16 protein-coding genes are annotated in these 12,005 nt (G+C 42.7%); 3 read left to right on the forward strand and 13 right to left on the reverse strand.

Annotated features, from left to right (window positions below; all coding sequences use genetic code 11):
* The coding region (locus FWE37_01670) for a DNA recombination/repair protein RecA (GenBank protein ID MCL2519700.1) at positions 1-537 on the forward strand (537 nt) is incomplete at its 5' end.
* A 100-nt stretch (positions 538-637) separates the two neighbouring features.
* Here the strand turns inward: FWE37_01670 and FWE37_01675 are convergent.
* The 9 genes from FWE37_01675 to rplU form a co-directional block, all read right to left on the reverse strand.
* A complete protein-coding gene (locus FWE37_01675) occupies positions 638-1,198 on the reverse strand; it encodes a Uma2 family endonuclease (protein MCL2519701.1) in 561 nt (186 codons plus the stop codon).
* Between the two features lie 94 nt (positions 1,199-1,292).
* Positions 1,293-1,865 carry a Uma2 family endonuclease gene (locus tag FWE37_01680; GenBank protein ID MCL2519702.1) on the reverse strand — a complete coding sequence of 191 codons (573 nt, stop codon included), beginning with the start codon at positions 1,863-1,865 and terminating at the stop codon, positions 1,293-1,295.
* A gap of 60 nt (positions 1,866-1,925) precedes the next feature.
* Entirely contained in the window at positions 1,926-2,933 is a 1,008-nt protein-coding gene (locus FWE37_01685) for a PASTA domain-containing protein (GenBank protein ID MCL2519703.1), read from the reverse strand.
* Between the two features lie 9 nt (positions 2,934-2,942).
* Complete coding sequence (fmt, locus tag FWE37_01690) at positions 2,943-3,866, reverse strand: methionyl-tRNA formyltransferase (GenBank protein MCL2519704.1); 924 nt, start codon at positions 3,864-3,866, stop codon at positions 2,943-2,945.
* On the reverse strand, positions 3,866-4,369 hold the full coding sequence (gene def, locus FWE37_01695) for a peptide deformylase (GenBank protein MCL2519705.1): 504 nt from the start codon (positions 4,367-4,369) through the stop codon (positions 3,866-3,868). The genes fmt and def overlap by 1 nt, the downstream gene beginning before the upstream one ends.
* 6 nt (positions 4,370-4,375) lie before the next feature.
* Complete coding sequence (obgE, locus tag FWE37_01700) at positions 4,376-5,350, reverse strand: GTPase ObgE (GenBank protein MCL2519706.1); 975 nt, start codon at positions 5,348-5,350, stop codon at positions 4,376-4,378.
* A 62-nt stretch (positions 5,351-5,412) separates the two neighbouring features.
* Positions 5,413-5,664 (reverse strand): 50S ribosomal protein L27, encoded by a 252-nt coding sequence (gene rpmA, locus FWE37_01705; GenBank protein MCL2519707.1) that lies wholly within the window; start codon positions 5,662-5,664, stop codon positions 5,413-5,415.
* A 5-nt stretch (positions 5,665-5,669) separates the two neighbouring features.
* Positions 5,670-5,990 carry a ribosomal-processing cysteine protease Prp gene (locus tag FWE37_01710; GenBank protein ID MCL2519708.1) on the reverse strand — a complete coding sequence of 107 codons (321 nt, stop codon included), beginning with the start codon at positions 5,988-5,990 and terminating at the stop codon, positions 5,670-5,672.
* The gene (rplU, locus tag FWE37_01715; protein ID MCL2519709.1) at positions 5,983-6,288 is read right to left on the reverse strand and encodes a 50S ribosomal protein L21; all 306 of its coding nucleotides are present in this window, start codon (positions 6,286-6,288) and stop codon (positions 5,983-5,985) included. Before rplU ends, FWE37_01710 begins: the two co-directional genes overlap by 8 nt.
* Before the next feature lie 171 nt (positions 6,289-6,459).
* Here rplU and FWE37_01720 point away from each other — a divergent pair, with 171 nt between their 5' ends.
* The gene (locus tag FWE37_01720) at positions 6,460-7,170 is read left to right on the forward strand and encodes a hypothetical protein (protein ID MCL2519710.1); all 711 of its coding nucleotides are present in this window, start codon (positions 6,460-6,462) and stop codon (positions 7,168-7,170) included.
* On the opposite strand, the gene mtaB is transcribed toward FWE37_01720, so the two are convergent.
* The 4 genes from mtaB to FWE37_01740 form a co-directional block, all read right to left on the reverse strand.
* Positions 7,135-8,478, reverse strand: a complete 1,344-nt coding sequence (mtaB, locus tag FWE37_01725) for a tRNA (N(6)-L-threonylcarbamoyladenosine(37)-C(2))-methylthiotransferase MtaB (protein MCL2519711.1) — start codon at positions 8,476-8,478, stop codon at positions 7,135-7,137. The genes FWE37_01720 and mtaB overlap by 36 nt on opposite strands.
* A gap of 49 nt (positions 8,479-8,527) precedes the next feature.
* On the reverse strand, positions 8,528-9,169 hold the full coding sequence (locus FWE37_01730) for a tetratricopeptide repeat protein (protein MCL2519712.1): 642 nt from the start codon (positions 9,167-9,169) through the stop codon (positions 8,528-8,530).
* A gap of 16 nt (positions 9,170-9,185) precedes the next feature.
* On the reverse strand, positions 9,186-9,545 hold the full coding sequence (locus FWE37_01735) for a polymer-forming cytoskeletal protein (GenBank protein MCL2519713.1): 360 nt from the start codon (positions 9,543-9,545) through the stop codon (positions 9,186-9,188).
* A 183-nt stretch (positions 9,546-9,728) separates the two neighbouring features.
* Entirely contained in the window at positions 9,729-10,472 is a 744-nt protein-coding gene (locus FWE37_01740; GenBank protein MCL2519714.1) for a porin family protein, read from the reverse strand.
* A 560-nt stretch (positions 10,473-11,032) separates the two neighbouring features.
* Between FWE37_01740 and FWE37_01745 the strand changes: the two genes are divergently transcribed.
* On the forward strand, positions 11,033-11,935 hold the full coding sequence (locus FWE37_01745) for a sugar phosphate nucleotidyltransferase (GenBank protein ID MCL2519715.1): 903 nt from the start codon (positions 11,033-11,035) through the stop codon (positions 11,933-11,935).
* The last annotated feature ends 70 nt before the right edge of the window (positions 11,936-12,005 follow it).

A 12,005-nucleotide genomic window follows, 5' to 3' on the forward strand; every position in this document is an offset into this window, starting at 1 on the left:
CGTATGAAAATTGGCGTAACCTACGGCAACCCCGAAACCACCACCGGCGGTAATGCCCTTAAGTTTTACGCCACTATGCGTATCGAGGTGCGTAAGGGTGAAACCATTATGAAAAGCGCCGATGAAATACAAGGCAGTAAGATGAATGTTAAAATTGTTAAAAATAAAGTGGCTCCGCCCTTTAAACGCGTGGAGCTGGAGCTGGCGTACGGCAAAGGGGTATCGGCTAGCGCCAGTTTGTTAGACGCCGCGGTTAAATATAACATTATTACCAAAGCCGGCAGCTGGTTTAGTTACGGCGAAGAAAAAATTGGGCAGGGGCGCGAAGTGGCCAAAGCTTTTTTAGAGGCTAACCCCGATATTTGGGCCACTGTGAGCCGCGAGGTTAAAAAGCTGATGTTCCCCGGTCAAGTAAGTGAAGAGCCGGCCAAAAAAGCCGCCGCAGAGGAAGAAGCTCCCGTTAAAGCACCCAAAAGCCGTAAAAAAGCGGTGGTAGAAGAAGAGGGGATTACTTTAAGCGTAAACAGCGATGAGTAGTAGATAACAAATTAAAAGAGATAAAAACCATAAGGGTTGCCGTAAAAATAAGAGAAGCCCTCGTTCATTAAGCGAGGGTTGTTAATTATTGATAGTTATTTTATAAACTTAAGACTAATCGTTGTAATTTAGTAAAATCTAAAGTTAGATTATGAAAGATGGTGGCTTTAACCATAGTTTGGTTACGGTGAACGGTTTCGGTATAATAACCTTCATCATTAAGCAAATAAACATGCACTAAATAGGGGTTGCGCACCACCCAATATTCTTTTACACCGGCTCGTTCGTAGTTGAGGCGTTTCTTGCCAAAATCGTTTTTAATAGTGCCCGGCGAACCCACTTCGATGATAAAATCGGGTGCGCCTACGATACATTGTTCAGAATATTTACTTAAGTCACATAACACTAATAAATCGGGCCGGTAAATGATGCTTTCATTTTCAAAGAGCAAAACATCAAAGTCTTGGAAGACAAGACAATTTTTGTCATCAAAATAACCGGCAAGCTGCCGGTAAAGGCTGCCATATATTTGCTGATGCATACCGCTGGGAGAAGGCGACATCAATAAAATCCCTTCATCAAGCTCACATCTTAGGATACTTTCCGGCAAATTGTAATAATCTTCTACGGTATAATATTGGGGGTTTAATATTTCGCTCATAACTTAATTATAGCTTAATTTTGAGTTATGGGCAAGTAAAAATTTAAATTAATATGCTAATCTAACTTGATTATAAGCAACCGGCAAAAACTGACTAAAACTTTGGTTTAAATTTATCAACGGCTTTTTGAATGCGTTCTAAATCTATAACAAGGCCCTCAAAACTGTGGACTTTGAGGGTGGGTTGGTTTTTGTAAATAGTTTCTCTAAAAAGCCCATCATCGTTTAGTAAGTAAACATAGATAAGATAAAGGCTTTTAATAACCCAATATTCTTTAACGCCGGCTCGTTCGTAGGCTAAACGTTTTTGGCCAAAATAGCGGTTCATTGTACCGGGCGAAGCTATTTCGATGACAAAATCGGGCGCACCCAGTACTTTTTGCCGGCCAATTTTGTCGTGGTCGCATACCACTAAAATATCGGGGCGGTAAATAGTGTCTTCATCTTTAAAAAGCTGCACATCTATATCTTGAAAAACTTGGCACGGTTTATCTTCAAAATAGTTAGCAAGTTGTAAATAAAACTTGCTGTAAATATTCTGATGTTTAGTACTCGGGGCCGGCGACATCAGTAAAATCCCTTCATCAAGTTCACATCTTGGGGTATCTTCCGGCAAATTGTAATAATCTTCTACGGTATAATATTGGGGGGTTAATATTTCGCTCATAACTTAATTATAGCTTAATTTTAAGTTATGAGCAAGCAAAAATTTAAACAATCCCTCGCTTTAATCCACCGCATGGCTGGCCAGCGGGGTTGTCCCGCTAAAGGCAATAATTTGGCTGCCCGGCGTGGCTAAATAAGGCAAGCGGATAGTGGCACCGGGCAGTTCGCCGCTAAACAGTTCGAGGTCGCCTAAGTTGGGGTGGTGCTCGATAATGCGTATGGGCAGCGGTAAAGGTGAATCGGGCAGGGTAAATTCTACAAAACCAAAAATGCGGTTGCCCACATTGTTAGGCTCGTTAATCACTAAAGTAAGTACTTGCCCGTAACTTAAGGCCCCGCCGCTGGCCGGGCTTTGGCTGACAACGGTGGCGTTATTGTCGTGGTTACCCGAAGAAACAAAGTTAAAAGGGATACCGGCTTCGGCCAGTAAAGCCAAAGTTTGGACATAAGTAAGGCCGATATAGCTGGCAATGTTTTGGCTAGGTAAAATGTTGCCGCGGCTTACACTCAGACGCAAGCTGGTTGGGCCGGTTAATTGTGTATCGGGCGACGGGCTTTGGCCAACTACCGTACCCACCGGCCGGTCGCTAATCACATAAACGATAGGTTCTTCAATTTGCAGCTGGCCGCCGGCATAGGCAATATTAATACGGCTGCGCACTTCGTTAAGGGTAAAGCCGGTAAAATCTTCAACAATATTAACAACGTTACCGCGATTAACAATTAAAGTGATATTACGGCCAACTTTTACGTGGATACCGCTTTGCGGGCTTTGCGATAAAATAAGCCCTTCATCGTAAAGGTTTTCCGAAAAACGCGTCTCGATGGCCGCCGTTAGGTTGTGCTCTTGCAGCACCAGCATCGCTTCCGTCAGCGAAAGGCCCACCACACTAGGTACAATGGTGTCGTCAAGCGGTTGTATACGGGCAAAAGAGATAATCGCCGCCGTCATCAGCATAATAACCATACTGCCGAAGGCAGCCAGTACAATATATTTAAAGGCCAGCCCTTTATTAGCGGCAATTTGCGCCTGTACATCTTGATGAGGTTTTTTAAAAAAATTTAACATTTTAAACTCCTACAAAAAATTGGCATTAGCAATATCACTTTCGCCGTTTAAAAAAGCGGCTATCTCCAGCGGTTTTTTACCGGCTAATTGTAACTTTAGTATAGCAACTATGCCCGCTTTTGTCTGTATCCCCAGTCCATCTTTTTTATTACAATAAGCTATCCGGCCAGTTTCAGTAAGGTTACGGTCATCAACCCGTATTTCATAAAAATAAAGTTCTTTACCTTTATAGTTAGTATATAACGGCGGTTGAGGGTTAAAAGCGCGCAGCTTACGTTCTATCTGCCGGGCCGTCTCTTTTTTAAAGAGGACAAGACCGTCTTCTTTTTTAAGCATAAAACAATAACTGGCCGCGTCGGCAGCCTGAGCCGTACCGGCCGCCGGATTTTTACTTAACGCCCCGATGGCTTCTGTTACCAAAGGCGGGGCCAGCCGGCTTACTTGCTCGCTTAAAGATAAAGTGGTTTCGTTACCGGTTAAAGCAAATTTTTGCTGTACAATAATATCGCCACTGTCAATTTTAAGGCCTAGTTTTTGAATAGTTATACCGGTTTCGTTATCACCATGTAAGATAGCGGCCGGGATAGGTGTAGGGCCACGATATTTTGGCAGCAAACTGGGGTGTACATTAAGGGCAAATTTAAAAATATTTAAAAAACTTTCTTTAAATATTTTGCCGTAAGCAAAACAAATAAAAAAATCGGCATTTAAGGTTTTAATTTGTTCTTCCAAGTTAGCGTCAAGTTTGGCCGGCTGCAAAACCGGTAGGTTCAGTTGTTCGGCCGCTACTTTAACGGCCGGCGGGGTGAGCACGCGTTTGCGGCCAACCAATGCATCGGGGTTACAAAGCACAGCAACCACATTAAAATGCTGGGCTAAACTTTGCAGAGTGGGCACGGCAATTTCGGGCGTGCCGGCAAAAACTATACGCATTAAATTTTCCTTTTTTGCACAAGTTTAGCGTATTTTTTTAAAGTTGCCGCCAACTTTTTTTCATCAAGATAATCTATAAATAACTTACCGTTAATATGGTCGTATTCGTGCTGCAAACAAACGGCCAAAAGCCCATCGGCCTCGAGGCTAAAGTTACGGCCGCGTTCATTTTGCGCTTGTATTTTTATGTAAGCCGGGCGGCTTATTTTTTCGTAAAGGGCAGGCAAACTTAAGCAGCCTTCTTCGTGGGTAGCCATCTCGATACTGGTAGAGATAATTTCGGGATTGATAAAGATTAACGGTTTGCCTTCCTCTATTTCGGCAATAAAAAACCGTTTGTTAAGGCCAATTTGCGGAGCGGCCAGCCCAATCCCTTTTAACTCCTTCATTACTTTAAACATAGCGGCCAAAGTAGCCGTTAAATCTTCGCTTTTAGCCACCGGTAAATTGACGGAGCGTAAAGTAGTTAATTGTTCGTTATCTTCAAATAGATGAATATTCATTAATAATTAATCCTTACCAAGTTTAGCTAAAGCTGCTTTAAGATTAGCCACATTATAGCCGTTTTGTACCGAAACAGCAACCACCTCTTCGTTTGGGTAAGTTGTTTTAAATTTATTTAAATTATCTTCGGCTTCGGGGCAATCCATTTTGGTGGCAATTAATAAACGTTTTTTAGTTAAAAATTGTTGGTTATAACTGTTAAGTTCACTTAGTAATAAAGAGTAACTATCTTGTTGGTAATTTTGCATGTCTAGGCAAAAAGCTAAAGCTTTAGTACGGCTAAGGTGCTTTAAAAATCGCAGGCCTAAACCCTGTCCGGCACTGGCGCCCTCGATAATACCGGGAATATCGGCTAAAACCAACTCGTCATCGGCTAAATTTAACACGCCTAAATGCGGCGTACGTGTGGTAAAAGGGTAGGCGGCCACCTTAGGGTTAGCGTTGGTAAGATACTTTAACAAGCTGCTTTTGCCGGCGTTAGGAAAACCCACAAGGCCAATATCGGCGATAAGCGACATCTCTAATAAAATTTCGCGGGTAAGGCCGGCTTTACCTTTGGTAGTTTTACTGGGTGAGCGATTGGTGCTGCTTTTAAAGTGGCTGTTGCCCAGCCCGCCACGACCGCCCCTTAAGAAGACAAAATCGGCCTCTTTATCGCCTAATTCCAATAAGATAGTTTTGGTTTGATAGTCGCGCACCAGCGTACTGGGCGGTACAATAATGACTAAATTGGCGGCGTTAGCCCCATGTTTACGCGCTTTACTGCCGTTTTGGCCGTTAGCAGCTACAAATTTGTGTTTGTTTTGCAGGTGAGCAAAAGTTTTAACGTTATGCCGCACCGCAAAAATAATATGACCACCGCTGCCGCCATCACCGCCATCGGGACCGCCCTCTTGCACATATTTTTCGCGCCTAAAGCTTAAAGCCCCGTTACCGCCGCTGCCGCTGGTTACTACTAATCTGGTTTCATCAATAAACATTTCTATTAATTAATAATTAAGAATTAATAAATAGAAGGCTTTTAATTCTTAATTTTTATTTCTTAATGAGTGATTATGCTGGCGCGTTGTTTACCTTTGTTAAAATGAAATTTAACGACGCCATCGGTTAAGGCAAAAAGGGTGTGGTCTTTGCCTACACCTACACCTTCGCCGGCGTGCACTTTAGTACCGCGCTGCCTAATAATAATTTGGCCAACCTTAATGGCTTGTCCGCCGTAAATTTTTACCCCTAAATATTTTGCGTTTCCGTCGCGCCCATTTTTAGCGCTACCGCCGCCTTTTTTTGTTGCCATTTATTTTACTCTCCAACTTTATCCAATTTTATTAACTTAGGATACTCCAAAGCAATATCATTTAAACCTTGCTCTAAAATTTGCAGGGCCGTTATCACCTTATCATTTTCCTTGCGGGCCATCAATTTAACTTCGTTAGCCAATAACTCATATTGGGTTACTAAATTTAAATTAATTAAATAGCGACTTACCGTACGTACCAATACGCTAACGGCAGCACAAGCCAAATTATGCCCTTTGGGAGCGCTACCGGCATGGCCGCTAATGTTAAAACCATAAGGACTGCCGCCGTCATAAAAGATGGCCGCCCTAATGCAGTTAGCCAATACTATTAACTAACAAGGTGGTGTAACTTTGCCTGTGGCCGCGATTACGGCGGTAACCTTTACGGCGCAAATATTTAAACACCATAACTTTTTTATCCCTAAAGCTATCTTGTACGGTGGCGCTTACCTTAACGCCCTCTACGTAGGGGCTGCCTACTTTAACGCCGGCTTCGCTGCTTACTAATAAAGCAGGAAAATCGAGCTTAGCGCCCACTTCGGCGTCGTATAAATCTACTATTAATTTTTTACCTTTTTCGGCTTTATATTGTTTACCTTTAATGGTTACGAGTGCGTACATAATTTTAACCTTTCTTATCTTTAATATTCGCTCCAGCATACAAAAAATTTTTCTTTAAGTCAAGTGCTTTAACTCCTGATTATCGCATTAAAATTATAAATTGATATTATACTTGCCCTTAATGATAAATGGTTTTATTTTTGTAAAAAATGGGCAAAAAGGTGTAAAAAAATGAAAAAAATATGGCTAACTATCTTACTGTTAGCAGCCGGTACGGCCCACGCCATCAGCTTTACTATGGGGGCTCAAATAGGCGCTGGGATTGGTTTAGCGTTAGTTTATGACGAACGTTTCCATCAAAGCGGCGAAACCTTAGATACGGCAGCTATTATTGGGGCCAATTTAGACGGCGGCACAATTTTTTCGTTCGAGATTTTTACTAAAATCCATTTAACTTATTGGTTTGCTTTACACGCCGAGTTTGGTCGCAGCGCTTTAATTATTTACGGCCGGGAGAGCCATGTTGATGCCCATTTATCACATTTTGCTTTGATGCCTAAATTTATTGCCGGCCCTTTTTATACGATGCTGGGTGTAGGTTTTGGTAACATTAGAGTGCATAGTCATACAGTAAGATTAGAAGCAGGTACCGTTGATGTTAGCTTGTGGGGGGTGGTGGTAGAGCAGCTGATAGCCGGCGAAACGGCCAGCTTTACCGTGAGCGATTGGGGGTTTAGCGCCATCTTTGAGGTAGGGATAAGAATACCGACGAGTGTCGGCAAATTTAATTTAGCCGGCCGCAGCCGTCTTGCGGCGGGTGGTTTTAATGATAATGCCTTAGTTTTTAATGGTTTTAGCGAAATTTTTGCTTTTCGTTTGGGGTACACCATCAATGTAAGTAACCTATTAGGAAGAAGAAACATCACCGCTGTTAGTTGGTAATTGAGGTAAAGCCGCTATAAAGGCTCCGCGGTCGCCCATAATGATTTCGGCTTTAATCAACGAGCCGGCCGGCAGATTGCTTGGTATATTTTTTACCCATAAGTCGTGGTAATATTCGCTGCGGCAGCGGCGCAGGCCATCGTGGCTGTCGTCCTCGATGATAGCCGCTACCGTTAAGCCTTCACTTTCTTTATAATATAAATGTAAATAACGTGTTGTTAGCCGCTTAAGCACCTCCATACGTTGGTGAGCGGTGCCCGGCGGTAAAGGTTTTAGCTTAAAGGCCTCCGTGTTAAGGCGCGGGCTAAAAGGAAAAGCATGAATATACGCTACATTGATGGTTTTTAATAATTTTAAGGTAGCGGCAAAATCGGCTTTGGTTTCGGTAGGGTAGGCAACGATAATATCGCAGGCGATAAAGCAGTGCGAATTAAAGCGGCGCAGGTAGAAAACGGCCTCGATAATTTGCCGGCTATTATAAGGACGCTGCATACTTTTAAGCACTTCATCGCTGCCGCTTTGGATAGAAAGATGAAAGTGCGGGCACAGGCGCGGATTGGTTAGTATTTGGGCCGGCGCATTTAAGATAAATTGCGGCTCGAGGCTGGATAATCTTATCCTAAAACCGTCGGTTTCGGCAAAAATTTTATCGAGTAAATCCCATAGATTGCCCACTTTATCATCGTGGTAAAGCGAAAGGTTGACACCGGTGAGTACTACTTCGTAAGCGCCGCCGGCGGCTAGCTGCTGCAAACGGGCGATAACTTCATCTGCCGGCAGGCTTTGAGAGGCCCCGCGTGCAAGGCGGGTAAGGCAATAGCTGCAACTGCGGCTACAGCCGTCCTGAATTTTTAAGGTAGCGCGGGTGTGCAAAGTAGCTTTATCTAGCGTAAAGGCAAAAGCATTGCCCTCTTGATGGCTTTTAAAATTATCGATAAAATTTTTAGCTGCTTCCATTATATCATCGTCTGTAACTAATTGCTGCGGTAACTGTAATAAAACATTTTTATATTCGTTAGTTATTACAATTAAATTATCGCCTAAAGCTTGCAGCTCGGCCTTGCTCACGGTGGCTCCGCAGCCAACGGCAATGGTAAGCCGGCTGTTGCCTAGCCGTGCCCGAATGGCCCGCCGCCCTTTTTGCTCGCTTTTACCGGTAACGGCACAACTGTTAATGATGGCAATATCGGTTTTGCCTTCGTTTTGCAAATTAAAGCCGGCGTTGATAAAGGCTTCGGCAATACTTTCGCTTTCGTATTGATTAAGTTTGCAGCCAAGTGTTTCAATCGAAAAAGTTAATGCACTCATAGTTTAATTTACACCATAAAACTTTATTTGTCAAAGGGCTATGACTATTTTATCTAATTTGAGGCAAAATAGCGGCTTGCCGCCGTCTTACCTCAGTAAAAGAGGGGTTAAGCCGCAAAGCTTCGTTGTAAGCGTGGTTAGCGCCGATAAAATTACGCGTCATCTCGCGGGCGTAACCTAACCGATACCACCACAAGGCCAAATTGGGGGTGTGGTGCACCGCAACACTAAAGGCCACATCGGCGTGGTTAAACAGGCTTTGGCCTAAATAAATTTCGCCCATATAAAAATAAAAGCGGCCCACCAAGTTGCCGGTAGGATTGATGGCAATGTATTGCTGGATAAGAGGTAAGGCCTCGCTATGGTTATTGGTTTGAAAGTAAGCCTCGATTAAATTTTGCATAATACGCAGCTCGAAGGGAGCAAATTGCTGGGCCCGCCGGCCGATAGTAATGGCCTCGTTAAAACGGCCTAAAGCAATCAGGGCCGAACTCCAATTAACATAGTTATCGGTAAGTAAAATGATATTACTGCGGTCGATTAAATTATCGGCTTGCTCCGAATGAGTAATTGTTGTTTGGTAATTACCTAAACGATAGTTAAAAGTGGCCTCTTGGATAAGGCGGCTGGCAGCGGATTGAGCATAAATAAAATTAGGCAGTAATAAAAAAATAATTAAAAGACAACGCACTTAATTTTTTACACCTCTAAACATTTTTGCGCATTTTACATGCTCCGTTAAACTCGCAGTTGCTTTCTATCACAAAACGGTCGGTAACAATGTTCCCATCTACCGTGCAATCGGTGATAAGTTCTACCCGTTTAAGAGCATCTATATCGCCTTTAACTTTGCCGTGCACAAAAACCGAGCCTAAACTGGTAATGTTAGCCTCTACTTCGGCGGTTTTGTTAATATATAAATCGTCATCACTATTAATACTGCCGTAAAATTTACCTTTTAAAATCATATTTTTAGTGAGGGTGGCTTCGCCCCAAAAGGCAACATCGTCTTCTAAGATGGTATCAACATGTTGTTCGTCTATACGTTTAGCATGAATTTCTGGCATAGGGTAATTTTAACATAGGCGGTGAAAAAAGTCAAATATTTTTTTAATGAGGGGTTATTTTTTTGCAGGCGCCGGCGAAGGGGATTGGTAAGCCGTTAATTATATATGGCCGGTAGTTACTTAATAAAAAAGCCCGGATTAGCCGGGCTTTTAAAGCTGTTAATAAAATACTAAGGTTGTTAATTAACCTAAGTTAATGCTGTAACCTACACGTAAAGCAGCAAATTCTAGTAATAAACGGCTACCGCCTATATCATCGAGAGTATTGCCATCGGCATCAAAAGTGCTTAAAGCAAAGCTGCCGCCGATACGGCTGCGTAAACCAATTAAAAGGTTACCCGGGCCAACGGCTAATTCGGTACCAACTTCTAATACACCGGCAATATCTACAAAGTGAACACCACCTTGAGAATCGCCATCATCCGATGAGCTAGCGCGGGCATAACTTACGTTAGGGCCAATAGCTACATAAAGCGGGAAAGCGATAGGCAGGTTAATGCGGGCTAAAATATCTAAACCAACGGTAAACACACCGGTGCTTAAATCACCGCGCTCTTCAGCATCGTTCCAATCGCTCCAGCCATCGCCGTCAGGCGTTCTGGTCCATATATCACCAATACCAATGCTGTAACTTAAAGCTACACCAAGTTGTAAAGCAATAAGTTCGCTAAAACCTAAGTTTACAAAAAGTTCGCCGCCCATTGGTAAGGCAAGCTCTCTGGCGCTACTAACGTTATCACCATCATTGGTACTATTAGCGGTGTTCATGGCAATACCGGCGCCCAATTTACCACCAATACCAATTTCTACAGCGTAAGCATTTACGGCTAACATAGCAACCATAGCTAATAAAGCTATTTTTTCATTTTTATCTTCTCCATTAATAAATATAAATAAACATAACAGCTGTTGGAGGTATTGTAGCATAACGGCCTTAAAGGTGTCAACGGTTTTGGCAAGAAAAATGCATGAATGCAGATAAGTTTTTAATTTAAGAGTTATTATTTTGTGTTATGCGGATATTTTAAATAATTATTGGTTTGACAAAGTAAACCGGCCGTGTTATAGTAGTTAAAAATGGCTTAAAGCCAATGGTACAGGAACCACCTCTACACCTTAAAGATATTGATAAAATATTAATAAGGAGGAGAGTAAAATGAAAGATACAAAAACTTTCATTAAAAGAGTGCTGCTAGCACTCAGGGTTACATACCAATTGCTAGCAGCCATTTTACCTCATTAGTAAATTAATTTACTAATGAGACCAAAAAAAACCGTAAGAGGTTTTCTCCTGCCCCCTGTTCCCCAATAGGGGCAAGGTTTTTTAATAGCTAAAGTATACGCAATTTTGTCTTATTTGTCAACTAAAATTTTAGTAAAAAGCGTCGCTCGCCTAAATTAAGGCAGCGTAACTTTATGATTAACCTAAAACTTGCCGCCGCCCGCTCTTGACATTCCCTGCCGCCTGTCTTAAAATTACGTTTAATATGGATACACTTATTTTATTTGGCGGTTTAGGCAGCCGCTTGAGTAACGGTCGTAAAATTATTAACAGTAAAGTACATAGCGGGCTTAATGTTTACTATAACGAGGTAGGGCCTAAGGCTTTAGCCGGCCTTACCATCAATGGCCAAAGCAGGCCGCTGCTGGATTATCAGCTGGCCATTCAACGGGCTAACGGCGGCTCTCTTTATTTGGGACTGGGAGCGTTGGCGGCGATGGTGCAGCTTTACTGTAGTAACAAATTTGGCGCTAGTTATTACGGGCAGCCGCTGCATTATTTAATTGAAGAGCGGCCGGCCGGTACCGTTGCGCCGTTAATAAAAATGCATAATGCCGGTTATTTAAACGATAAACCTTTGCTAATGGTTAATGGCGACAATTTAATGGATATTAATTTAGCCGCAGCTTTAGCCGGCGGCTTAGAGGCCGCTCGCGCCAATCACATTGGCGAAACCGGTATTATAGATATAGTAAGCGCTGTGCCGCGTGCGGCTTCGGCGGCTTATGGTGTGCTAGATATTAACCATAGCAACAATTTGGCTGTGTCTTTTAAGGAAAAACAAGCGGCTCATTTAAATCCTTATCAATTAGTGGACGGCGCAGAGCTGTGTTACGTGAACTCGGGTTTTTCCTTTATTATCAATCCGTTAGCGTTTTTTAATAAATATGTAACAAAAGAGATTATCGAGCTTTCGGCCCAATTAGAGGCCGGCCGGCTTAATTATAAAGAAAACGAAAAGCTGGTAAAATACGAAAGTCTTTACGAAAAGGTAGCGGCCGCCGGCCAAATGGCGGTGGTAAAACATTATGGCTACTGGAGCGACAGCGGCAGCGAAGAAGATATGCTTAAAATTGAGGCTAACTACCAGCCTGATTTGCCGGATTAAATTTGGTGAACAATCTTTTTTATCTTTGTTGGGGCGCCGCCGGCGTATGGTAATCTTTTTTGAAAAATGC

It is taken from the genome of Spirochaetaceae bacterium (genome assembly GCA_009784515.1).
Taxonomy (GTDB): domain Bacteria; phylum Spirochaetota; class Spirochaetia; order WRBN01; family WRBN01; genus WRBN01.

Coding starts and splice junctions, on each gene's coding strand:
- FWE37_01675 (MCL2519701.1), bottom strand. CDS start 1,198: ATGAGCGAAATATTAAACCCCCAATATTATACCGTAGAAGATTATTAC.
- FWE37_01680 (MCL2519702.1), bottom strand. CDS start 1,865: ATGAGCGAAATATTAACCCCCCAATATTATACCGTAGAAGATTATTAC.
- FWE37_01685 (MCL2519703.1), bottom strand. CDS start 2,933: ATGTTAAATTTTTTTAAAAAACCTCATCAAGATGTACAGGCGCAAATT.
- fmt (MCL2519704.1), bottom strand. CDS start 3,866: ATGCGTATAGTTTTTGCCGGCACGCCCGAAATTGCCGTGCCCACTCTG.
- def (MCL2519705.1), bottom strand. CDS start 4,369: ATGAATATTCATCTATTTGAAGATAACGAACAATTAACTACTTTACGC.
- obgE (MCL2519706.1), bottom strand. CDS start 5,350: ATGTTTATTGATGAAACCAGATTAGTAGTAACCAGCGGCAGCGGCGGT.
- rpmA (MCL2519707.1), bottom strand. CDS start 5,664: ATGGCAACAAAAAAAGGCGGCGGTAGCGCTAAAAATGGGCGCGACGGA.
- rplU (MCL2519709.1), bottom strand. CDS start 6,288: ATGTACGCACTCGTAACCATTAAAGGTAAACAATATAAAGCCGAAAAA.
- FWE37_01720 (MCL2519710.1), top strand. CDS start 6,460: ATGAAAAAAATATGGCTAACTATCTTACTGTTAGCAGCCGGTACGGCC.
- mtaB (MCL2519711.1), bottom strand. CDS start 8,478: ATGAGTGCATTAACTTTTTCGATTGAAACACTTGGCTGCAAACTTAAT.
- FWE37_01735 (MCL2519713.1), bottom strand. CDS start 9,545: ATGCCAGAAATTCATGCTAAACGTATAGACGAACAACATGTTGATACC.
- FWE37_01740 (MCL2519714.1), bottom strand. CDS start 10,472: ATGCTACAATACCTCCAACAGCTGTTATGTTTATTTATATTTATTAAT.
- FWE37_01745 (MCL2519715.1), top strand. CDS start 11,033: ATGGATACACTTATTTTATTTGGCGGTTTAGGCAGCCGCTTGAGTAAC.